The sequence below is a fragment of the Streptomyces sp. NPDC111516 genome, assembly GCF_055635345.1.
The window spans coordinates 393,380-410,855 of the sequence record NZ_JBVKBV010000003.1 but is presented as its reverse complement, the minus strand read 5'-3'; the positions used below and the strand labels follow the sequence as shown (position 1 = coordinate 410,855).

Below are 17,476 nucleotides of genomic sequence, written 5' to 3'. Positions count from 1 at the left end.
CTCAGCGCGTCCGCTCCGTCAATTGATCTTCACCATGGGTGCGTTGATGGACAGGGAACTGCCGCCCTTGATGTCGGTGCGCTGCGTTCCGTCGACCGCGACCTGGGCGCCCCGGACATCCACCGTGCCGCCGGTGGAGAGCTTGACCTCGCCGTTCCCGCCGTCGACGCTCACTCCGCTGCGGGACTTCAACGTGACGCTGTCACCGCTCAGTTCGAGCGTTCCCTGCCCGCCGTCCAGCGCGACCCCGCGGGCCGCCTTGATGGACACCTGCTGCTTGGCCTCGATGTTCACGCTGCCGTCGCTGTTGATCACGATCACGGTGCCCTTGCGGTCCAGATCGATCTTCAGTTTTCCGTCGCCGGTGAGCAGGCGTACGCCCTGCGGCCCATTGGCGTCGTCCAGGATCTCCAGTTGGTTGCCGCTCTTGGAGGCGATCGAACGCCGGTTGACGGCCCCGCTGGTCGGGTCGACCAACGGGCCTCCCGGGGCGGACTCCGGGGCGGATCCCGAGGTGGACGATTCGCCGGTCACGGCTCCGGCCGCCGCACCGGCCACGCCTCCCGCACCGCCACTGCCGGTGCCGCCACCGCCGCCGCTGCCCTGCGACGGCCGGTCCTTCCCGTTGTACAGACCGGCGAGGACGTACGGACGGTCCAGGTGACCGTGCTCGAACCCCACCAGCACCTCGTCGCCGATCTCGGGGATGAACGCCTCGCCGCCGCTCGTCCCGCCCGACTGGGCCGTACGCGCCCAGTCGCTCGCGTACTCGTCCGACAGCCAGGGGAACCGCACCTTGACCCGGCCCGAACCCTCCGGGTCATGGGTGTCCGTGACCGTCCCGCTGACCAGCCCCGCACAGCGCGACCCGCCCCCGGCCGCCGCGCCGGACCCGCCGGACCCCGGCCCTCCGCCGGTCAGCCCGAACAGCGAACGCTCCTGCTGACCGGAGACGGTGAGCCAGGTCTCGTACCCGCGCACCGGGTCGAAGACATGCCGCGACGACGTGACCGTGTACCGCCCCTCGAACGGCGCCCCCACCGCGTTGAGCGCCACCGCGCTGCCGGCCCGCACCTCCGGGTTCCCCCGGATCACCGCCTCCAGCTCCGCGAACGACCCGGCGATCCGCTCGGCCAGGGCCTTCGCCGCCTGATCCACCTGCGCCTGCGCCCCGTACGCCGCGTCCGTGACCACGAAGCGCGCCTCGCCGAACGGCGCGGACATCTCGGCCGCGCTCACCCCCAGCTCCAGCGTCGCCGACTTCCCTGCGGGCGCCCGCCCGACCAGCGGCTGCTTGGTCTTGACGTCCCAGCCGCGCACCTCGACCTCGGAGACCTGCTCGGCGGACGACACCCCGGCCCGGCAGCGCAGCAGATTGCTGCCCATCTCCAGGACCAGCGGATCGCGGTCGGCCCGCGCCGACCCGTCCGGTGCGCCGCTCGCCTCCGCGGGCCGGGTGATGTGCAACCGGCCGTCGAGCACATACGCCTGGGCGCCCGCCTCCTCGGCCAGGTCCCGGATGAACTCCCAGTCCGTGACGTTGGGCTGGGCGATGTGTTCGAGCACCGGACCGGCCACGTCGACGGTTCCCGGCTTCAGTCCGGCGCGCTGGGCGACCTGGGCGCAGATGTCGGCGAGCGTCATGTTCTGGTAGCTGGCCACCCGGCGTCCGCGGAACAGCCGGTGCGACTCGTCGAGCCCGCGTACGACGGTGAAGGTGCCGGTCTCGTCGAGCTCCACCTCCAGGGCGGTGACGACCCCCTTGAGCAGCGGTTTCGGTGCCGAGTCGCCGCCCGCGCGGGCCAGCAGCCTGGCCTCGCTGCCGATCTTCAGCCCGGTCTGGTCCAGCAGCACCCGGTCCGGGTCGCGGAAGCGCAGGAGGAACAGGTCGGGGAGCGTCCGGCTGTCGTCGACATACCCCTCGACCAGCGTGTTGACGAACTTCGGCGGCAGCGGACTGCCGCCGAACTCCACCACCAGCGCCGTCGCGACGCCCGGCTGCGCCATCAGGACCGCCCTCCGTCCCTGGCCTCTTCGAGCCGGTTCAGCTCGTCGAGGGCGGGGAGCAGCAGTTGCCGTCCGGGGGCCAGCCGCATCGGGTCGTCGATGCCGTTCGCCTCCGCGATCACCCGCCAGGCAGCCGGGTCGCCGTACTCGCGCTGGGCGAGCGAGGGCAGCGAGTCCCCGGCGCCCAGCCGGTGGACCCGGCGGGCCGCGAGGGCGCCCGAGGTCGGGTTCTGTCCGGGGGTGTCGCCGCTGATCTCCTCCATCGTCACCTGGCAGACGGCCCGGATCGGCACACCCGACGTGGTGAACAGGGTGTATTTCGCCTGCACTTGGCTTACGTAGCCCGGGAAGCCGGTCAGCCCGCCCCAGTGGAAGACCACCCACGGCGGCGAGGAACGCTGCTGCTGACGGGTCTCGTTCGTCGGCACGCAGCACGCGAAGAGCTGCTCCACGGAGGTCACCACGCGGGTGTCCTGGGTGTCACTGGCGTCGAAGAACATCTCCACGGTGAGCTTGCTGGGCTGCGAGCCCTGGTACTCCGGCGGACCGGAGCTCTTCGCGCCCTTGGCCGGACTCCGCTTCCAGGAGGCGGCCTTGGTCAGGCTCAGCTCCTTGGGGTTGAACTGGAAGTCGATCCGCCCGCACGGGCCGCCGGGGGTGAGGCCTCCACCGGTCGGCGGGGTCCGCAGTTCCAGATAGGCGTGCTCCAGCTTGGGCCTGGCCGAACCCCCCTTTCCCGCCTTCGCGGCCGATGCCCCGGACGTGCCGGCGGCACTGAAGGCGATGGGACCCGCACCGCTCACGACGCTCAGCCCTCCATCACATAGCCGTGATGCGCGATCTCGATCGTCTCCATCGCGACCTTGGGCGATTCGGGGGTGAAGGAGGGGCCGGTCCAGCGGACGGGCACGACCTCCAGCAGCCCCCACTGGGCCACCTTCTGCCCGTCCCCGGTCCGGGCCTCGATGTGCGCCGTCTTGCGGCTGAATCCGGTCGTCATGGTGGCGAACCAGCGCGCGACCTTCTCGGTCTCCTTGGTGAGCGGCCTGGACAGCTTGACGTTCGAGTACTTCAGGCGGGTCGGCAACTGCCACAGATGCCCGTTGTTGCCGCCCTCCTCCCGTGTTTCGAGCACCACTTCACAGCCCAGCCCGTCACATGTGTTGAACGATCCGAGCTCGATGTCGTCGATCGTGACGACGAAGCAGACGCTGACGGCGGGATCGTTGTCCTGGGCGGCGGCCATGGTTCGTACCTCTCAATTCCCTGTGGTGTCGCTGCTGTTCATCGCCGTTCCTCAGTGCCGGGTGTTGATCAGAAACCCCGCCCGTTCCCGTTCCAGCCGCAGATCCGCCTTGAAGAGCCTGCTGAGCGGCGGGTACAGGGCGCGGACCAGCTCGTCGGTGACGACGGGCGCTCCTGTGTGGGCGGTGGCGGCCGCGGCCGCGGCCGCGGAAGCGCCCGGCGCACCGTGGGCCTCGGCCGTGGGCCCGGGTTCCGGTCCCGGCTGGGCCTCGGGTTCGGGCTCCTGGGGCGGGTCCGGTGGCGGTGGCTCCTCGGTCTCGGTCTCGCGCTGGACGACGGGCGGCGCGTACGACGGTGGCGGCGACCCGAAGACGACGCTGCCGTCGGCCATCCGCTGAGCCACTCCGGCGGCCACGGCGACCGAACCGGCCGAGGTGAAGGAGGGCGCAGCGGGTCCGGACGGCGCTGACGGTACGGACGGTGAGGCCGGTGCGGTACCGCTACCGGAACCCGGCAATGAACGAGGCACCGGCGGCCCCCCGACCGCCTGACGCTGCAAGGCGGGAAGCGGCGGGGAGGGCGTACCTGCCGCCTGCCCCGGAGGCGTGGCGATACGTTGCAGAGCAGCCGGTACGGATACGGATGAGGTCACCGCCGCCGACGGCGCCCCCGACCCGGCGGACGTCCACCGCACCGGAACGGCATCGGGCAGGGACGGCGGCACGGGTCCGGGCGCAGACCCCGTACCGGCGGACGCGACCGCTGCCGCACCGTCCACGGCCGAACGCTGTACGGCGCCCGCCCCGCCGCTCCGCCCGGACTGGAGCGTCAAGGGCCGGCCGGCGAGCAACGGCGCAATCGGCTCTGCGGCCGGGGGCGGCGACAGGGGCGCCTGTGCGGGCACGGCGGGGGTCCGCTGCACCGCCGGCGGGGGAGCCGACGGTGGGGACTCCGATGCGGCGTGGCGCAAGGGAGAGTCGCCGAGCAGCGGCGCGGTGGGCCCGTCGAAGTCAGGGGCCGGCTCCGGGGCCGCGGGCACCTGAGCAGCCTCGGGGACCTCACCGGCCCCGCCGTCCGCCGCGCTCCGGGCAACCGGCATCACCCCGGACTCCGCCGCATCCGGACCATCCGCACCATCGGTGGCAGGCAGTCGCTGCGCCGTTGGCGGCAGTGCGGACATGGGTGCACCGAGACCGGACGCACGCCGGGGCCGGTCCGCTGCCGGAGGCAGCACCGAACGCTGTACGGGCGGGGACGGGGGCGAGGTCGGGGTCGAGGGCCCGGGCGCGGCCGGTTCGGGTGCCGGCTCCGGAGCCGAGGCCGGCACAAAGGGCTGCTCGCCCACCAATTGGCGTACCGGCAGCTCCGCCACGGCCGACTCCCCGGCCGACGTCATGGCGGGCGTACCACCCGCGGGAGCCCGCTGCACAGGCACGGACAGGGGGACGGACCGAGCCCGGACCGACAGCTCCACCGGCCGCTCCACGGACCGCTGCACCGGTGACGGACGGTCCACGGTGGCCGGGGCGGCCGGGGTGGTGACCCCGTGCACCAGCCCGGTGGGCGCGTCCGGACTGACCAGATGCCCCAGAGGCGTACCGAGTGAGGTGTCCTGCCGGGTGGAGAGCGCTCCCTCGAACCCGGAAGGGTCGATGACCAGGCCCAGGGCACCCAGGCTCCGCTGGATGGGCGGCAGTTCGGCCCACTCGCCCCGCTCGCGCGGCAAAGCCGCCGGAGCAGCACTCGCACTGCCGGCCTCCGCACCGGCAGCCGTCCCCGTACCCGTCTCCGTGCGCCCGCCACCTCGCAGCCAGGACATCAGGCCCATGGATTCTCCCGCCCTCCCTGCGCTGTTCGCTACTGCCCGTTGAGGCGAGCGATCTGTGCGACGAACCTCAGTCGTTCCGGGTGCTCCAGATCCAGCAGCTCATCGAGCGGCCAGTGGAAGTGATAGGCGAGGTACGCGACCTCCTCGTAGAGCAGGTCGGCCGCGTACGTCACGATTCCCCCAGGCGGCCACCGGCGAGATCCACCGCGAACTCCTCCTGGCAGGACGGACAGGTGACGGCGGCGCGGGTGTGCCCCTCGGCGTTGACCCGCCGGTAGAAGTCCTGCAGGAAGGCCAGGTCGGAAGCGAAGAGGTCCTCGATGATGCCGGGGTGGATGTCGTCGATCGTGCCGATCCGGGTGACGACCCTGGCGATGAGTACGACCGACAGATAGGCGGAGTTCTCGCGTACCCGGTCGTCCCGCAGCGGGACGAGTTCGTCGCGTGCGGTCGCGAGGCGCATGACGCCCGTGCGGTGCACGACGCCCGCCTCGTCGACGTACCCGCGGGGCAGCTCGAAGGTGAACTCGGTACGGAGCGTGTCCCGTTGCCCGGAACGCCCGCTCCCGCCGGCCGGGAGATGCGCATCCGGCCGGTCAAGACCCTCGACCGGAGCCGGCACCTGTGCTGTACGTCGCATCAGTCGAGTTCCATGCTCTCGTACGTGATCGCGAGCTTCTCCGTCAGGACCGAGGTGTCACCGGCCTTGAGGGTGCCGATCTCCAGGGACTTCGGCCAGGCGTTGATGAGTTTGTAGCGCTTGATGGCGATGCCCTCGTGGTCGTACACGATGACCGCACCGTTGCGGCGGGCCGCGGTCATCCGGCCGAACCGGGAGTCCTTGATCCACCGTTCGAAGCTGTTGTCCTCGGTGAGGCCGCGGGTCACGGTCACCTCACCGGCCTTCGGCCTGCCGGGGAGCTTCTTGATGGCGTAGCGGCCGTCGGCGGTGTTCTGCTTCAGCTCGATGACGTCCTGTTCCATCTTCAGACCGCTGACCTCGGTGATCTGCTTGATGACGACGCTGTCGAATTCGAGGCCGAAGGAGGCCCCGACGGTGCTGTCGAGATCGGGAAGTGGCACAACAGGCTCCTTTACGGCTTTTACCGCTTGGTGGACCTCAGGACGGCCGCGCTGCTACGGCCCGGCTCCCGGCGGGAGCTACTCGTCGACGCCGCCGGTGCCCCCGGTCAGCTGGGAGAGGCGGAAGACGACGAACTCGGCCGGCCTGACCGGTGCCACCCCGATCTCGCAGATGACCTGACCTGCTTCGATGCTCTCCGGCGGGTTGGTCTCGCGGTCGCACTTCACGTAGAACGCCTCTTCCGGCGTGAGCCCGAACAGCGCTCCCTTGCGCCACTCGTTGACCAGGAACGCCGAGACCGTGCGCCGGATACGGGCCCACAGGGCGTCGTCGTTCGGCTCGAAGACGACCCACTGCGTACCGGCGAGGATCGACTCCTCCAGGTAGTTGAAGAGGCGCCGGACGTTCAGATAGCGCCAGGCCGGGTCGGAGGCCAGCGTGCGCGCGCCCCAGACCCGGATGCCGCGCCCGGGGAAGGACCGGATGCAGTTCAGCCCGATCGGGTTGAGCAGATCGTGTTCGCCCTTGGTCAGCTGGGTCTGCAGGGCGACCGCACCGCGGACGACCTCGTTGGCGGGGGCCTTGTGCACACCCCGCGACTCGTCGTTGCGCGCCCAGACCCCGGCGATGTGGCCGCTCGGCGGAACGAGCTGGGCGCGCCCGGACGAGGGGTCGGCGACCCGGATCCAGGGGTAGTAGAGCGTGGCGTACTTGGAGTCGAAGTTGGCCCGGTCGGTCCGCCAGGCGCGGATCTGCTGCGGGCTCAGTCCCGGCGGCGGGTCGAGGATGGCGACGCGGTCGCCCATCAGCTCGCAGTGGCTGATCAGCCCCTGCTGCACGGCGATGACCGACTCCAGGTCCAGCAGCCCGCGTTCGTACGCGCTCATCAGGTCCGGCACGGCGATGGTCGTGACCTCTTCGACGGCTTCGAGCCCGCCGAGACCGGTCCGGCGGTCGGGATCACCGACGTACAGCTCGGGGGTCAGCGCACCGGAGCCGGGCGAGGCGGGCGCCGCGGGTGCCAGCGTCACGCTCTGCGGCTCGGGCCTGGCGGGCGCGGCGCCGCGCCCGGACTCCCGTATCTCGATCAGCTCCGACTTGGCGTTGACCCGGGTGGCGACGTTCTCCTTGCTGCGCTTGGTCGTGACGCTCGGGTACGTCTCCGCTACCTGCCCGTCCCGCTTCACGATCAGCTGGAAGACGTCGGAGGGCGGATCGTCCCCCTCCACCTCGGTCACCTCGACGGTGAGCTCTCCGGCCACACCGGGGCGGGGCTTCACCGCGTACGGCCCGAGCTGCGTCTCCGACCCGGCAGGCAGCTGCCCGCCGGCCCCGTCGCTCCCGTCCTCCCCCGGAGGCTCCGTACCGTCACCGATGCGCACCACGTAACAGACGCCGCCGCCGTTGGCGAAGAACCCGTACACGGCCGACGCCAGATACGTACCGTCGACGAAGTCACCGAACGTGCCGGCGAACTGGCTCCAGTTGGTGATCAGCGTCGGCTCGTCGAACGGCCCCTTCTGGGCGAAACCGACGAAGGCGGCGACCGAGGTGCCCACCCCTTCGATCGGCCGGGACCCGGACTCGATCTCTTCGACGTAGACGCCCGGGGACAGGTACGACGGCATGTGAGTCTCTCCTTGGCCGGGGAACGCCCGCAATTCTCGCGACAGCCGCGATCACCGGGAACGGACACACGGCCGCCCGCCCGTGCACCGGCCGCTGCCCGATCAGGCAATGCCCACGTGCTGTACGTGCCGGTGGGCGCTGCCCCCGGCCTCGTCCCGGCGTGCTGCGTACGCGATCCGCCATCCGCGCACGCTGGTACAGCGGCAGGGCCCGAGTGCGTCGAGTGCCGAATGTCCGGGGAAGTGGTGGGCCGGGAGGGCGGATGAAGGCGGTTCCGGCGAAGGACCCCGGCGCTGCCCGTGCCAAGGCCACTCCTGCGGGTACGGATGTCTCCCGTACGACGACGCCACCGGAACGCCCGCCGGGGGACCGCCCCGCCCCCGCAGCCGGCCCGCGCGACCTGCAGCGGTTGCAGCGAGCGGCGGGCAACGCAGCGGTCTCCCGCCTGGTGGCGCAGCGCTACACGGCCCCGGTGAAGCCGTCCCCGGCTCAGGCCCCCGGTTTCCGCAAGGTGAAAGCCGACGTAGCGGCCAAGAAAATCCGCCTGGCCGCACACGCCCCCGCTGCCACCGAGTCGAAGTCGGCACAGGACGCAGCCGTGGCTCCGCCGGACGACAAGGAGGCCCAGGGCAAGGCGGCGAACGCGGAGAAGATGAACGCCGCCGAGCCGGGCGAGTTCAACAAGCAGGCGTTCATCGACGCGGTGAACAAGGCGATCGACGCGCAGGCCCCGAAGAACCTCGATCAGGCCGACAAGTTCTCCAAGTCGGGCAAGGCCGACAAGATCAAGGACGAGGTCGACGGCAAGGTCAGCGACGGCAAGGAGAAGTCCGCCAAGGACATCGACACCGCGACCAAGGCCCCACCGGACACCTCGGCGGCCAAGGACAAGCCGGTCACCCCGATGACCCCGGACCAGCCCCCCGCCAACCCGGGCGCCCCGGCCGCGGCGGACGCGGTCCCTGCCCAACAGCCCGCCTCCGTGACGGACTTCTCCGAGGGCCCGGCCCAGAACGACAAGGCAATGGCGGACGCCGAGGTCACCGAGGACCAGCTCGCCAAGGGCAACGAGCCGGAGTTCGACCAGGCCCTGTCCGCGAAGAAGACCGCCGAGACGGACTCCGAGAAGGCCCCCGCCAAGGGCAAGGCAGCCGAAACCCAGCAACTGTCCACGGCCAAAGCAGGCGCAGCGGCGTCCGGCGCCCAGGCGATGAACGCCCTGACCGCGACCCGCACCTCGGCAGGCAAACAGGTCGACGGCGGCAAGGGCGACACCAAGTCGAAGGACGAGAAGAAACGCGCCGAGGTCACGGCGAAACTGCAGAAGGTCTACGACGGCACGAAGAAGGACGTCGAGGAGACTCTCTCCGGCCTGGACAAGAAGGTCGACACCGCGTTCACGTCGGGTGAGAAGGCGGCCCGCGACGCGTTCACCGCCGACCACAAACGCCGGATGAAGGCGTACAAGGACAAACGCTACTCAGGCATGTTCGGCCCGGCGAAGTGGGCCAAGGACAAGCTCATGGGCATGCCGAAGGAGGCCAACGACCTCTTCCAGGAAGCCCGCAAGCTCTACGTCGCCAAGATGCAGACGGTCATCTCCTCGGTCGCCGACGTCATCGGCGCCGAACTCGGCAAGGCCAAGGCCCGCATCGCCAAGGGCCGTGCGGAGTTGAAGGCCGAGGTCGACAAACTCCCCGCCGACCTGCGCCAGTTCGGCGAGGACGCGGCCAAGGACTTCGCGGGAAAGTTCGACGACCTCGAAGCCACCGTCAACGAGAAGTCCGAGCAACTGGTCCAGGACCTGGCCACGAAGTACACGGCGGCCCTGAACAAGGTCGACGAGGAGATCAAGAAGCTCCAGGAAGCCAACAAGGGCCTGGTCGACAAGGCGAAGGACGCGATCGTCGGCGTCATCAAGACGATCAACGAGCTGAAGAACCTCCTCCTCGGCATCCTCGCCAAGGCCGCCTCGGCCATCATGAAGATCATCAAGGACCCGATCGGGTTCCTCGGCAACCTGGTACGAGCCGTAGGCGCGGGCCTCAACCTCTTCATCACCAACGTCGCCGAACACCTCAAAACAGGCGTCGTCTCCTGGCTGCTCGGCACCGCGGTCAAGGCCGGCCTCGAACTCCCCCAGAAGTTCGACCTCAAGGGCATCATCCAGCTCATCGCCTCCCTCCTCGGCCTGACCTGGGCCAACATCCGAGCCCGCATCACCCGCAAGGGCCTCCCCGACCAGGCCATGTCCGCCGTCGAACAATCCGTCCCGGTCGCCCAGACCCTCGCCCGCGAAGGCCCCGCAGGGGCGGTCAAGGAAATCACCGAGGAAGCCGGCGACCTCAAAGCCACCATCCTGGAGAAACTCACCAGCTACCTGATCCCCACCGTCATCATCGCCGGGATCACCTGGATCATCTCCCTCCTCAACCCCGCCTCCGCCTTCGTCCGCGCGGTCAAGGGAATCATCGACATCGTCACGTTCATCGTGAACCAGGGCGCCCAGATAGTGGAGTTCGTCAACGCGGTCCTGGACGCGGTGATAGCCATCGCCAATGGGGGTTCGGCGGGCGTCCCCAAGATGGTCGAGGCCGCCCTGGCGGCGAGCGTCCCGCTGCTGATCGGCTTCCTGGCTTCGCTCCTGGGCATCGGCGGCCTGGCCAACAAGGTCAAGAGCGTCTTCCACGCGGTGGCCAGGCCGGTCAACCGAGCCATAAACAAGATCGTGGGCTTCATCGTCAAGAAGGGCAAAGCTCTCTGGAACAAACTCAAAGGGAAAGACGGGAAAGGTAAGAATCAAGAACAAAAGAACAATAAAAATCCAAGAATTCGAGAAATAGTAACCGCAGACATCAATTCCGCCATCCCCGATGGCACACCTGACGAGAAGGTGACGGCGGCACTCCGGTCTATATTTGCAAAGCGCCGAAGTCAGGGCCTCGACATGCTCGAAGCTCAGCCTTCCCCCTCTCGCCCCGGGCAGTTCGACATCTCAATGGCCGCAAGTCCGGTCACACTCATTCGAACCACTAAAATTGATCCCGGTTCTCCGACGGTACGAGATGTAATAAATGGAAAACGATACCCGGAGGCAACCTTCGACGTTCCAAAAGATGTCTGGCTCAGCGGAAAGACAACGATGGAAGATTCTGGCAAAAAAGTAGGGTACGGGGACACATTTGCCATTGGCACCCTGCACACACCGACGCAATTGACAGCATTCGACAAGACAGGGAGCGGGAGTGGTCTACATGCCGAGGAAGTACTCTGCCAGGACTTGAGAGCCAACTGGGATTCCTACGTGGGCAGCCGGCTGAACGAAATCGAACCCGGCCAGAAAAACCCCAGAGCCCAACTGGTCTTGAAAACCACTCGGAGTCCATGCGGGCGTTGCGCTCCCCAGATCGGGGCGCTTCGGGATTTCGCCAAGAACCAGAAAAAATGGGATCTCGGAGTAGAAGTTCAATCCATCGGCCTCTACCACGGAAAGGCTATTGACCCCAACACAGGCAAGCCGGTTGAAGGGACCGGAGCGAAAGGGCAGGTGGTGAAGACTGGACCCGGCGTCGGAGCGGAAGGTCTCAAACGCCTGAAGGAATGGGGAATCGACGTTGTGGAACTGACAATTGCCGATCCGACAATAAGAGCAGAATTAGCGAAACTTGGACCGAAGGACCGCGTGAAAGTCGCTGACGCAATATCCGGCTGGAATACGAAACTCCGAGATGAGCTGAATGAACTCAAGAAAGTTAAGGTGATCCTCAAAAAATTCTAACCCTTGTTGCAACTATTCCAACTCTGCCACGAACTCCAGGAGCACAGCAATCCCTCCAGCAATTCGCCGTACAGTACCGTCAGGGTCCGACTCGCCAAGCCGGGTCACCTCAGGAAGAAATTTCACCCAATGTGTGTATTGCGGAATAATCAGTGCAGATTCGCGAATGTCACTCCTCTTGGATCGAAGCCCCTCAATCGTCAGCTCGAATACTCGATGATTGTATTCTCCTGCTACGCAAGCAACGAGTCGGTAGTCGCGCCGAACACACTCTTCATTCCGTTCTAGATCCATATTGGCAAGCGCCTCCGCCCTGTCGTAGCAGCTGAAGTTTTCACGCACTTTCGACTCAACATCAACCACCGACGACACGGCCATTTCTACGTACTGACAACGAACCACCGTGTCGTCGATGAAAGTGACGAGCCCGACGGGGGTCGTCCACGAAATGCTAGGTCGATCCTCATCAAAATCGGCGTCAGGGTCGCGCTCATCGTTCAGCGTCCAGTTATGCTGATTTTCAGCAAAATCACTGAAAGCGTCAGCTGAAACTTCGTTGACGAAAACCAGTCGACTGGAGATCATACCGAATCCCTTCACCCGTGCTGTGCAAGCAGTCCACTTTTACCCGCACTGTCGGGATCGAAAACATCTCCCCGACGGAATATCTGAGAGATTTTTCGATATTCCTCAAACCTCGGGGAGAAAAATATCTTGGAAAGGGCTCAGCAAGAGTTCAATCGAGAGATGATTCATCCCGATTGGGCGCTGGAAATTTAGGTTCGCCCTTGTAACAAAATGATCCCATGAAAGAAGTCGACAGGTTGCTGGCGCATCGGGCATCGGCCGCCCGCACCGGCAGCGATTTCACCCCGTTGATGAAGTTCGACACCAATCGGCCTGGCGGGGCTGCGAGTTGGAGCCTTCCGGGCGGCAGGGCCCGGCACACCTCCTCGTACAGCGTCCGCAGTTGTAGCCGCGCGAAGTGCGCGCCCAAGCAGACATGCGGGCCGTCGCCGAAGGAGACGTGGGGGTTGGGGGTGCGGGTCAGGTCCAGGGTGAACGGGTTGGGGAAGACGCGTTCATCGTGGTTGGCGGAGGCGTGGAAGACGACCACCTTGTCGCCGGTGCGGATACGGGTGCCCGCCAACACCGTGTCCTGGGTGGCCGTGCGGCGGAAGGTGAGGACCGGGGGGTGGCGGCGGAGGAGTTCGTCGACGGCACCCGCGAACCCAACCTGTCCGTCGCGCAGGCGGCGGTACGCGTCGGGGTGCTCCGCCAGGAGGTGCAGGCCGCCGGGGGCCGCGCTGCGTACGGTGTCATTGCCGGCCACCACCAGCAGGAAGAAGAACATCTCCAGTTCGGGGGCGGTCAGTTCGGGGTCCGCAGCCAGGGACGTCATCACGTCGTCGGCGGGGTGGCGGCGCTTGTGGGCGGCCAGGGCGTGCGCGTAGTCGAACATGTCGCGCAGGGACGAAGGGGAGCGGGGGTTGACCGGCTTGCCGTCCGGGCCCGGTTCCGGTGTTCCGGCCTCGTCGGGGTCCTGGTAGCCGATGACGCGCTGGGTCCAGTGGAGGAGGAGCGCGCGGTCGGTGTCCGGTACGCCGAGCAGGTCGGTGAGGTTGAGCAGGGCGTAGTCATCGGTGACCTGGGTGACGAGATCGCAGGTGCCATCGCCGGACCGCGCCTCGGCGACAGCGCGGGTGAGCAGGGAGCGGGCGCGTTCGCGGACGACCGTCTCGAAGCGGTCGATGCGCTTCGGGGTGAAGGCGCGGCTGACGAGTACGCGCAGTCGCCGGTGGTGCGGTGGGTCCTGGTTGAGCATCATGCGGCGGATGAACGGCAGGTCGGCGGGGTCCGGGTCGCGGATCTGGGTGGCGCCCAGGTACGAGGAGTACGTCGAGGAGTCCTTCAGGACCTGAACCACGTCCTCGTGCCGGGTGACCGCCCAGAAGCCGGGGCCCGCCGGCCAGCCGAGCACCTCCGGCTCCTCCTGCCATGCCACGGGGAGGTGGTCGCGCAGGTGGCGGTAGCGGTCGTGGGGGATGCCCTGCGCGTACTGCCTCGGATCGAAGATGTCCGGTGCGGGCATTTCGGGGGCGGCGGGCGCGCTCATGCCTCCGCGTCCGCCCGCAGGAAGTCCTCCACCACGCGGATCAGGTCGAGCGGGGCCTCGTCCATCGCGTAGTGGCCGCACGACGGCAGCTCCACCAGTTCCGCCCGCGGGAACCAGCGCATCCACGTGGCGCGCTGCAACTCCGCGGACAGCGCCGGGTCGAGTGCGCCCACGACAGCAAGGGCGGGCACGGGTGCACCTTCGACCTGGTCGTGGAAATCCTCGCCCGCCCAGGAGTCCAGCCAGGCCCGGAACGCCTTGGCATCACTGCAGTCGACCGAGCGGCGCACCATGCGGTCCAGCCAGCCCGCCGGGCGGCGGCCTCCGGTGGTGGTATCGAGGATGATCCGCCGGTTCTGCGGGGTGTGCGCCGCCTCGGCAAAGAGTTCCCACTGCTCGGGCGGGAGAGGAAGGCCGGACGCGGGGACGGGCGAGACCCCGACGATCCTGCGCACCCGCCCCGGCGCGGCGGCCAGCGTCCGCTGGATGACGGAGCCGCCCATCGAGTGACCGATCAGCGAGAACCGCTCCCAGCCGAGCCGGTCGGCCAGCGCGAGCACGTCCTTCGCCCCCTCGGCCGTGGTGTACGAACCGTCCGCGTCCCGGGCCTCGCCGTATCCCCGCAGGTCCACCACCGCGTACTGGAACGAGCCGAGATCGAGGTCCGGCAGCACGGGAGCGTACGCGGAGCGGTCGGCGAGCCAGCCGTGCACCGCGATCACCTTGTGCGGGCCGTCGCCGTGCAGTTCGTGGGGCAGAACAGACCATGCGTTCACGCTGACTCCCGTCGCCGTACGGAGAGGAACCGGCCGATCGTCGACCGGCCCCCGCCCACGGTGGCGCCAACTCCGGTGCGGCGCAAGGGCACCCGCACGGGACCGGGCGAGGTGTCGCACCTCAGGCCAGCAGCTCCAGATACGGCCCGAACTCCGACGCCAGGGTCAGCCGGCCAAGCTTCTGGTACTCGCGCTGGATCGCGTGGATCAGCGTCGGCATCGTCACCGGTTCGCCCGTGTCCGCCGCCAGGTACGCGGACGTCACCGCGATCGAGCGGATGTTGCCGCCCGCCAGCTCGAAGTTCTCCGCGCAGAAGGCGAGGTCCAGGTCCTTGCCCCGGGGGAGTACGGGGCCCAGGCAGCGCTCCCAGAGGACGAGGCGCTGCTCGGGGTCCGGGACCGGGAAGTCGATGACGAGGTCCAGGCGGCGGGTGAACGCGTCGTCCAGGTTGGCCCGGAGGTTGGTGGCGAGGATGGCCAGGCCGTCGAAGGACTCCATGCGCTGGAGCAGGTACGCGCTCTCGACGTTCGCGTAGCGGTCGTGGGCGTCCTTCACGTCCGAGCGTTTGCCGAAGATCGCGTCCGCCTCGTCGAAGAGCAGGACTCCGTTCACGCCCGCCGCTTCGGAGAAGATCCGTTCCAGGTTCTTCTCCGTCTCGCCCACGTACTTGTCGATCACCGTCGCCAGATCGACCGTGTAGAGGTCCAGGCCCAGGTCCGCGGCGATGACCTCCGCCGACATCGTCTTGCCGGTGCCGGAGTCGCCCGCGAAGAGGGCGGACACGCCCCGTCCCCTGCCGCCGCCGGGGCGCATGCCCCACTCCCCCAGGACCCGGTCGCGATGCCTCGCACGGGCGGTGAGTTCGCGGAGTTGGGCGTGGGTGTCCGGCGGGAGGACCAGGTCGTGCCAGGTGACGGTGGGTTCGATGCGGCGGGCCAGGCGGTCCAGGCCCGCCGCGTTCTGGGCGCGGGCGCCCTGGCGGACGTGGTCGGGGGTGAGGGTTCCGCCGTCCAGGTGGGTGGTCTGGGCGGCGCCCCGGGCGGCCCGGGTTATCTGCTCCGGGGTGAGGAGGAACGGCGAGAGCAGCCGGTCCACGTCGATGGTCTCGGGGACGGGGGCGTCGTACGCGTCGGTCCAGAGGGCCGCTCTGGTCGACGGTTCCACGCGTGGGGCGTGCAGGAGCAGGGGCGGGGCGGCGGACCAGGCCGCGTCCCAGGGGGCCCGGCCCACCAGGATCGTGGGGACCGGGGTGCCGGTGAGCAGCCGGAGGAGTTCCGGGTGTTCGCGGGAGACCGCGTCGAGGGGGGCGCAGACCACGCCCGCTCCGGTCAGCCGGGCCTCGCGGACCAGGGAGCGGACCGCCTCGGCGGGGGCCGGGTCCTCGGCGAGCCGCGCCAGGTCCAGGCCCAGGACCCGGTGGCCGGCCCGGGTCAGCGCGGAGGCCGCGAGGGCCGTGCCCGCACCGCCCTGGTCCTCGCGGAGGTAGGCCAGCGAGGCACCGTGGGCGAGGGCCCCGGCGAGCGGGGCCGGGTCGCCGACGCCCGGTACGGCGTGCCAGGGGGCGAGGAGATCGGCCAGCCGAGGGTCGGGGGTGTCGTCGCCCAGGAGGTGCGCGGTGACCCGGTCGGGGACGCGCAGCGCCCGGGTCAGGAACGGACGGTCCAGGTCCTCGACCAGGAGGAGGCGGCCCTCGCGGAGCGGGGCACGGGCCGACAGCCGACCGCGCGCCAGCTGGTCGGCTGGGGACAGCCCGCACAGGCCCAGCGTCAGGCCGATGGACGGGCGGCGGCGGGTGACGTCGTCGTTCAGGTAGCCGTAGAACGCCTCGAAGCGGTCGTCGAGGTCCGGTACGAGCGTGATGAGGAGGATCTCGATGTCGAGGGCGGTGAGGCCGAACTCGTCGGCCAGGGACGTGAGTCTGGACTGTCCCTGTCCCGCCGACGCTTCGTCGTAGTCCGGAGCGGAGGACGGTACGGGGTACGGGAAGGCGCGGGCCTCGTTCTCGTCCAGCAGGCGGGCGATGTTCTCGTCCGTGAGGTAGAGGCCGCGAAAGGCGTCGTCCGGGTCCGGATCGGTGAGCTGCCGGGCCTCGACCGCCCGTCGGATGCGCTGCTCCACCGCCACCGCGCGGGCGAGGAGATGGCGCAGGTTCGGATCACCCGCGGTGGTCATTCGGCGCTGTCCTCCGTACGGGCCTTCCGGGTTTCCGTGCGAGAGTCCCGGGCCTCCGTACCGACCTTCCGGGTCTCCGTACGGGCCTTCCGGGTCTCCGTGATGCGGAGGGACAGGCCGCGTCGTCGTTCCGCATCGGGGATGCGCGAGGCGGCATCCCCGCCCGGCCGCCCCGGACGGCCTCCGTACACCGGGAGGCCCCCGCGGCCCGGCATCGCTTCCGATACGGGCTCGGTCCCCTCCGGTACGTCCCCGAAGCGGGCCTGTAGCCCCTCGTCCCCCACCGGCGGCCCGACCACATAGCTGGGCGACGCCGTCACCGGCACGCTGATCACCAGGTCGAGCGAGGGTTTCAACTCTCCGCCCAGCGCGCTCCACACGTCGGCGAACGAGCGGTCCTCCGGCGGCGGCAGCGCGATCGACATCGGTACGGGCGCCCCGATCTCCGCCAGGGTGCCCGCCAGCCGCTCCGGGGGCAGCGCCTCGTAACGCAGCAGACAGCCGAGCAGCGAGGAGAGCAGCCGGTGTTCGTCCTCGGGGCGCTTCGTCCACGCCGTGATCAGGTACGACAGCTTGAAGAACCGAGGCGGGCGGCGGCGCGCGATGATCGTGCCGCGCTCGTCGTAGTCGTTGTGGAGACCCCGCTCGCGCCTGCGCATGTCCTCGCGGATGTCGTAGAGATACAGGTTGACCATGGGCGCGTTGACCTTCGCCGCCCATTCCCGGGTCGGGGCGTCGAAGACCACCGCGATCTGGCCGCCTTCGAGTACCTCTGCCCTGATCAACGCCCGCAGTACGTCGTCGACCTCGTGGATCACCCGATCACTCCCGTGTGGTCAC

Annotated in this window: 14 protein-coding genes; 1 reads left to right on the top strand and 13 read right to left on the bottom strand. The window is 68.8% G+C overall.

The features are described 5' to 3' along the window. Positions 1-18: 18 nt before the first annotated feature. The 8 genes from ACZ7L9_RS09845 to ACZ7L9_RS09810 all read right to left on the bottom strand — a co-directional run bounded on the left by ACZ7L9_RS09845 (position 19) and on the right by ACZ7L9_RS09810 (position 7,792). Positions 19-2,007, bottom strand: coding sequence for a VgrG-related protein (locus ACZ7L9_RS09845; protein WP_471414024.1), 1,989 nt, complete (start codon positions 2,005-2,007; stop codon positions 19-21). Continuing rightward, positions 2,007-2,810: a CIS tube protein gene (locus ACZ7L9_RS09840; RefSeq protein WP_471414023.1), complete on the bottom strand. Its 804-nt coding sequence runs from the start codon at positions 2,808-2,810 to the stop codon at positions 2,007-2,009. The genes ACZ7L9_RS09845 and ACZ7L9_RS09840 overlap by 1 nt, the downstream gene beginning before the upstream one ends. Before the next feature lie 5 nt (positions 2,811-2,815). Continuing rightward, positions 2,816-3,253, bottom strand: coding sequence for a phage tail protein (locus tag ACZ7L9_RS09835; RefSeq protein ID WP_356483220.1), 438 nt, complete (start codon positions 3,251-3,253; stop codon positions 2,816-2,818). Between the two features lie 51 nt (positions 3,254-3,304). Next, positions 3,305-5,080, bottom strand: coding sequence for a hypothetical protein (locus tag ACZ7L9_RS09830; RefSeq protein ID WP_471414021.1), 1,776 nt, complete (start codon positions 5,078-5,080; stop codon positions 3,305-3,307). 29 nt (positions 5,081-5,109) lie between these two features. Beyond that, positions 5,110-5,253, bottom strand: coding sequence for a DUF6760 family protein (locus ACZ7L9_RS09825; protein WP_093896703.1), 144 nt, complete (start codon positions 5,251-5,253; stop codon positions 5,110-5,112). Further along, positions 5,250-5,720, bottom strand: a complete 471-nt coding sequence (locus ACZ7L9_RS09820; protein WP_471414020.1) for a hypothetical protein — start codon at positions 5,718-5,720, stop codon at positions 5,250-5,252. The genes ACZ7L9_RS09825 and ACZ7L9_RS09820 overlap by 4 nt, the downstream gene beginning before the upstream one ends. Then, a complete protein-coding gene (locus ACZ7L9_RS09815) occupies positions 5,720-6,163 on the bottom strand; it encodes a phage tail protein (RefSeq protein ID WP_072488539.1) in 444 nt (147 codons plus the stop codon). Before ACZ7L9_RS09815 ends, ACZ7L9_RS09820 begins: the two co-directional genes overlap by 1 nt. A 78-nt stretch (positions 6,164-6,241) precedes the next feature. After that, positions 6,242-7,792 carry a phage tail sheath family protein gene (locus ACZ7L9_RS09810; RefSeq protein WP_471414019.1) on the bottom strand — a complete coding sequence of 517 codons (1,551 nt, stop codon included), beginning with the start codon at positions 7,790-7,792 and terminating at the stop codon, positions 6,242-6,244. Positions 7,793-8,055: 263 nt separating this feature from the next. On the opposite strand from ACZ7L9_RS09810, the gene ACZ7L9_RS09805 reads away from it, so the two are divergent. After that, the gene (locus ACZ7L9_RS09805; protein WP_471414018.1) at positions 8,056-11,571 is read left to right on the top strand and encodes a phage tail protein; all 3,516 of its coding nucleotides are present in this window, start codon (positions 8,056-8,058) and stop codon (positions 11,569-11,571) included. 12 nt (positions 11,572-11,583) lie between these two features. On the opposite strand, the gene ACZ7L9_RS09800 is transcribed toward ACZ7L9_RS09805, so the two are convergent. From ACZ7L9_RS09800 to ACZ7L9_RS09780, 5 genes are all read right to left on the bottom strand, one after another. Then, a complete protein-coding gene (locus ACZ7L9_RS09800) occupies positions 11,584-12,156 on the bottom strand; it encodes a hypothetical protein (protein WP_471414017.1) in 573 nt (190 codons plus the stop codon). 151 nt (positions 12,157-12,307) lie between these two features. Beyond that, positions 12,308-13,687, bottom strand: a complete 1,380-nt coding sequence (locus ACZ7L9_RS09795; protein WP_471414016.1) for a cytochrome P450 — start codon at positions 13,685-13,687, stop codon at positions 12,308-12,310. Further along, entirely contained in the window at positions 13,684-14,463 is a 780-nt protein-coding gene (locus ACZ7L9_RS09790) for an alpha/beta fold hydrolase (RefSeq protein WP_471414015.1), read from the bottom strand. The genes ACZ7L9_RS09795 and ACZ7L9_RS09790 overlap by 4 nt, the downstream gene beginning before the upstream one ends. Before the next feature lie 121 nt (positions 14,464-14,584). Continuing rightward, a complete protein-coding gene (locus tag ACZ7L9_RS09785) occupies positions 14,585-16,636 on the bottom strand; it encodes an ATP-binding protein (RefSeq protein ID WP_471414014.1) in 2,052 nt (683 codons plus the stop codon). Next, positions 16,633-17,454 carry a Pvc16 family protein gene (locus ACZ7L9_RS09780; protein ID WP_471414012.1) on the bottom strand — a complete coding sequence of 274 codons (822 nt, stop codon included), beginning with the start codon at positions 17,452-17,454 and terminating at the stop codon, positions 16,633-16,635. The genes ACZ7L9_RS09785 and ACZ7L9_RS09780 overlap by 4 nt, the downstream gene beginning before the upstream one ends. Positions 17,455-17,476: the final 22 nt, after the last annotated feature.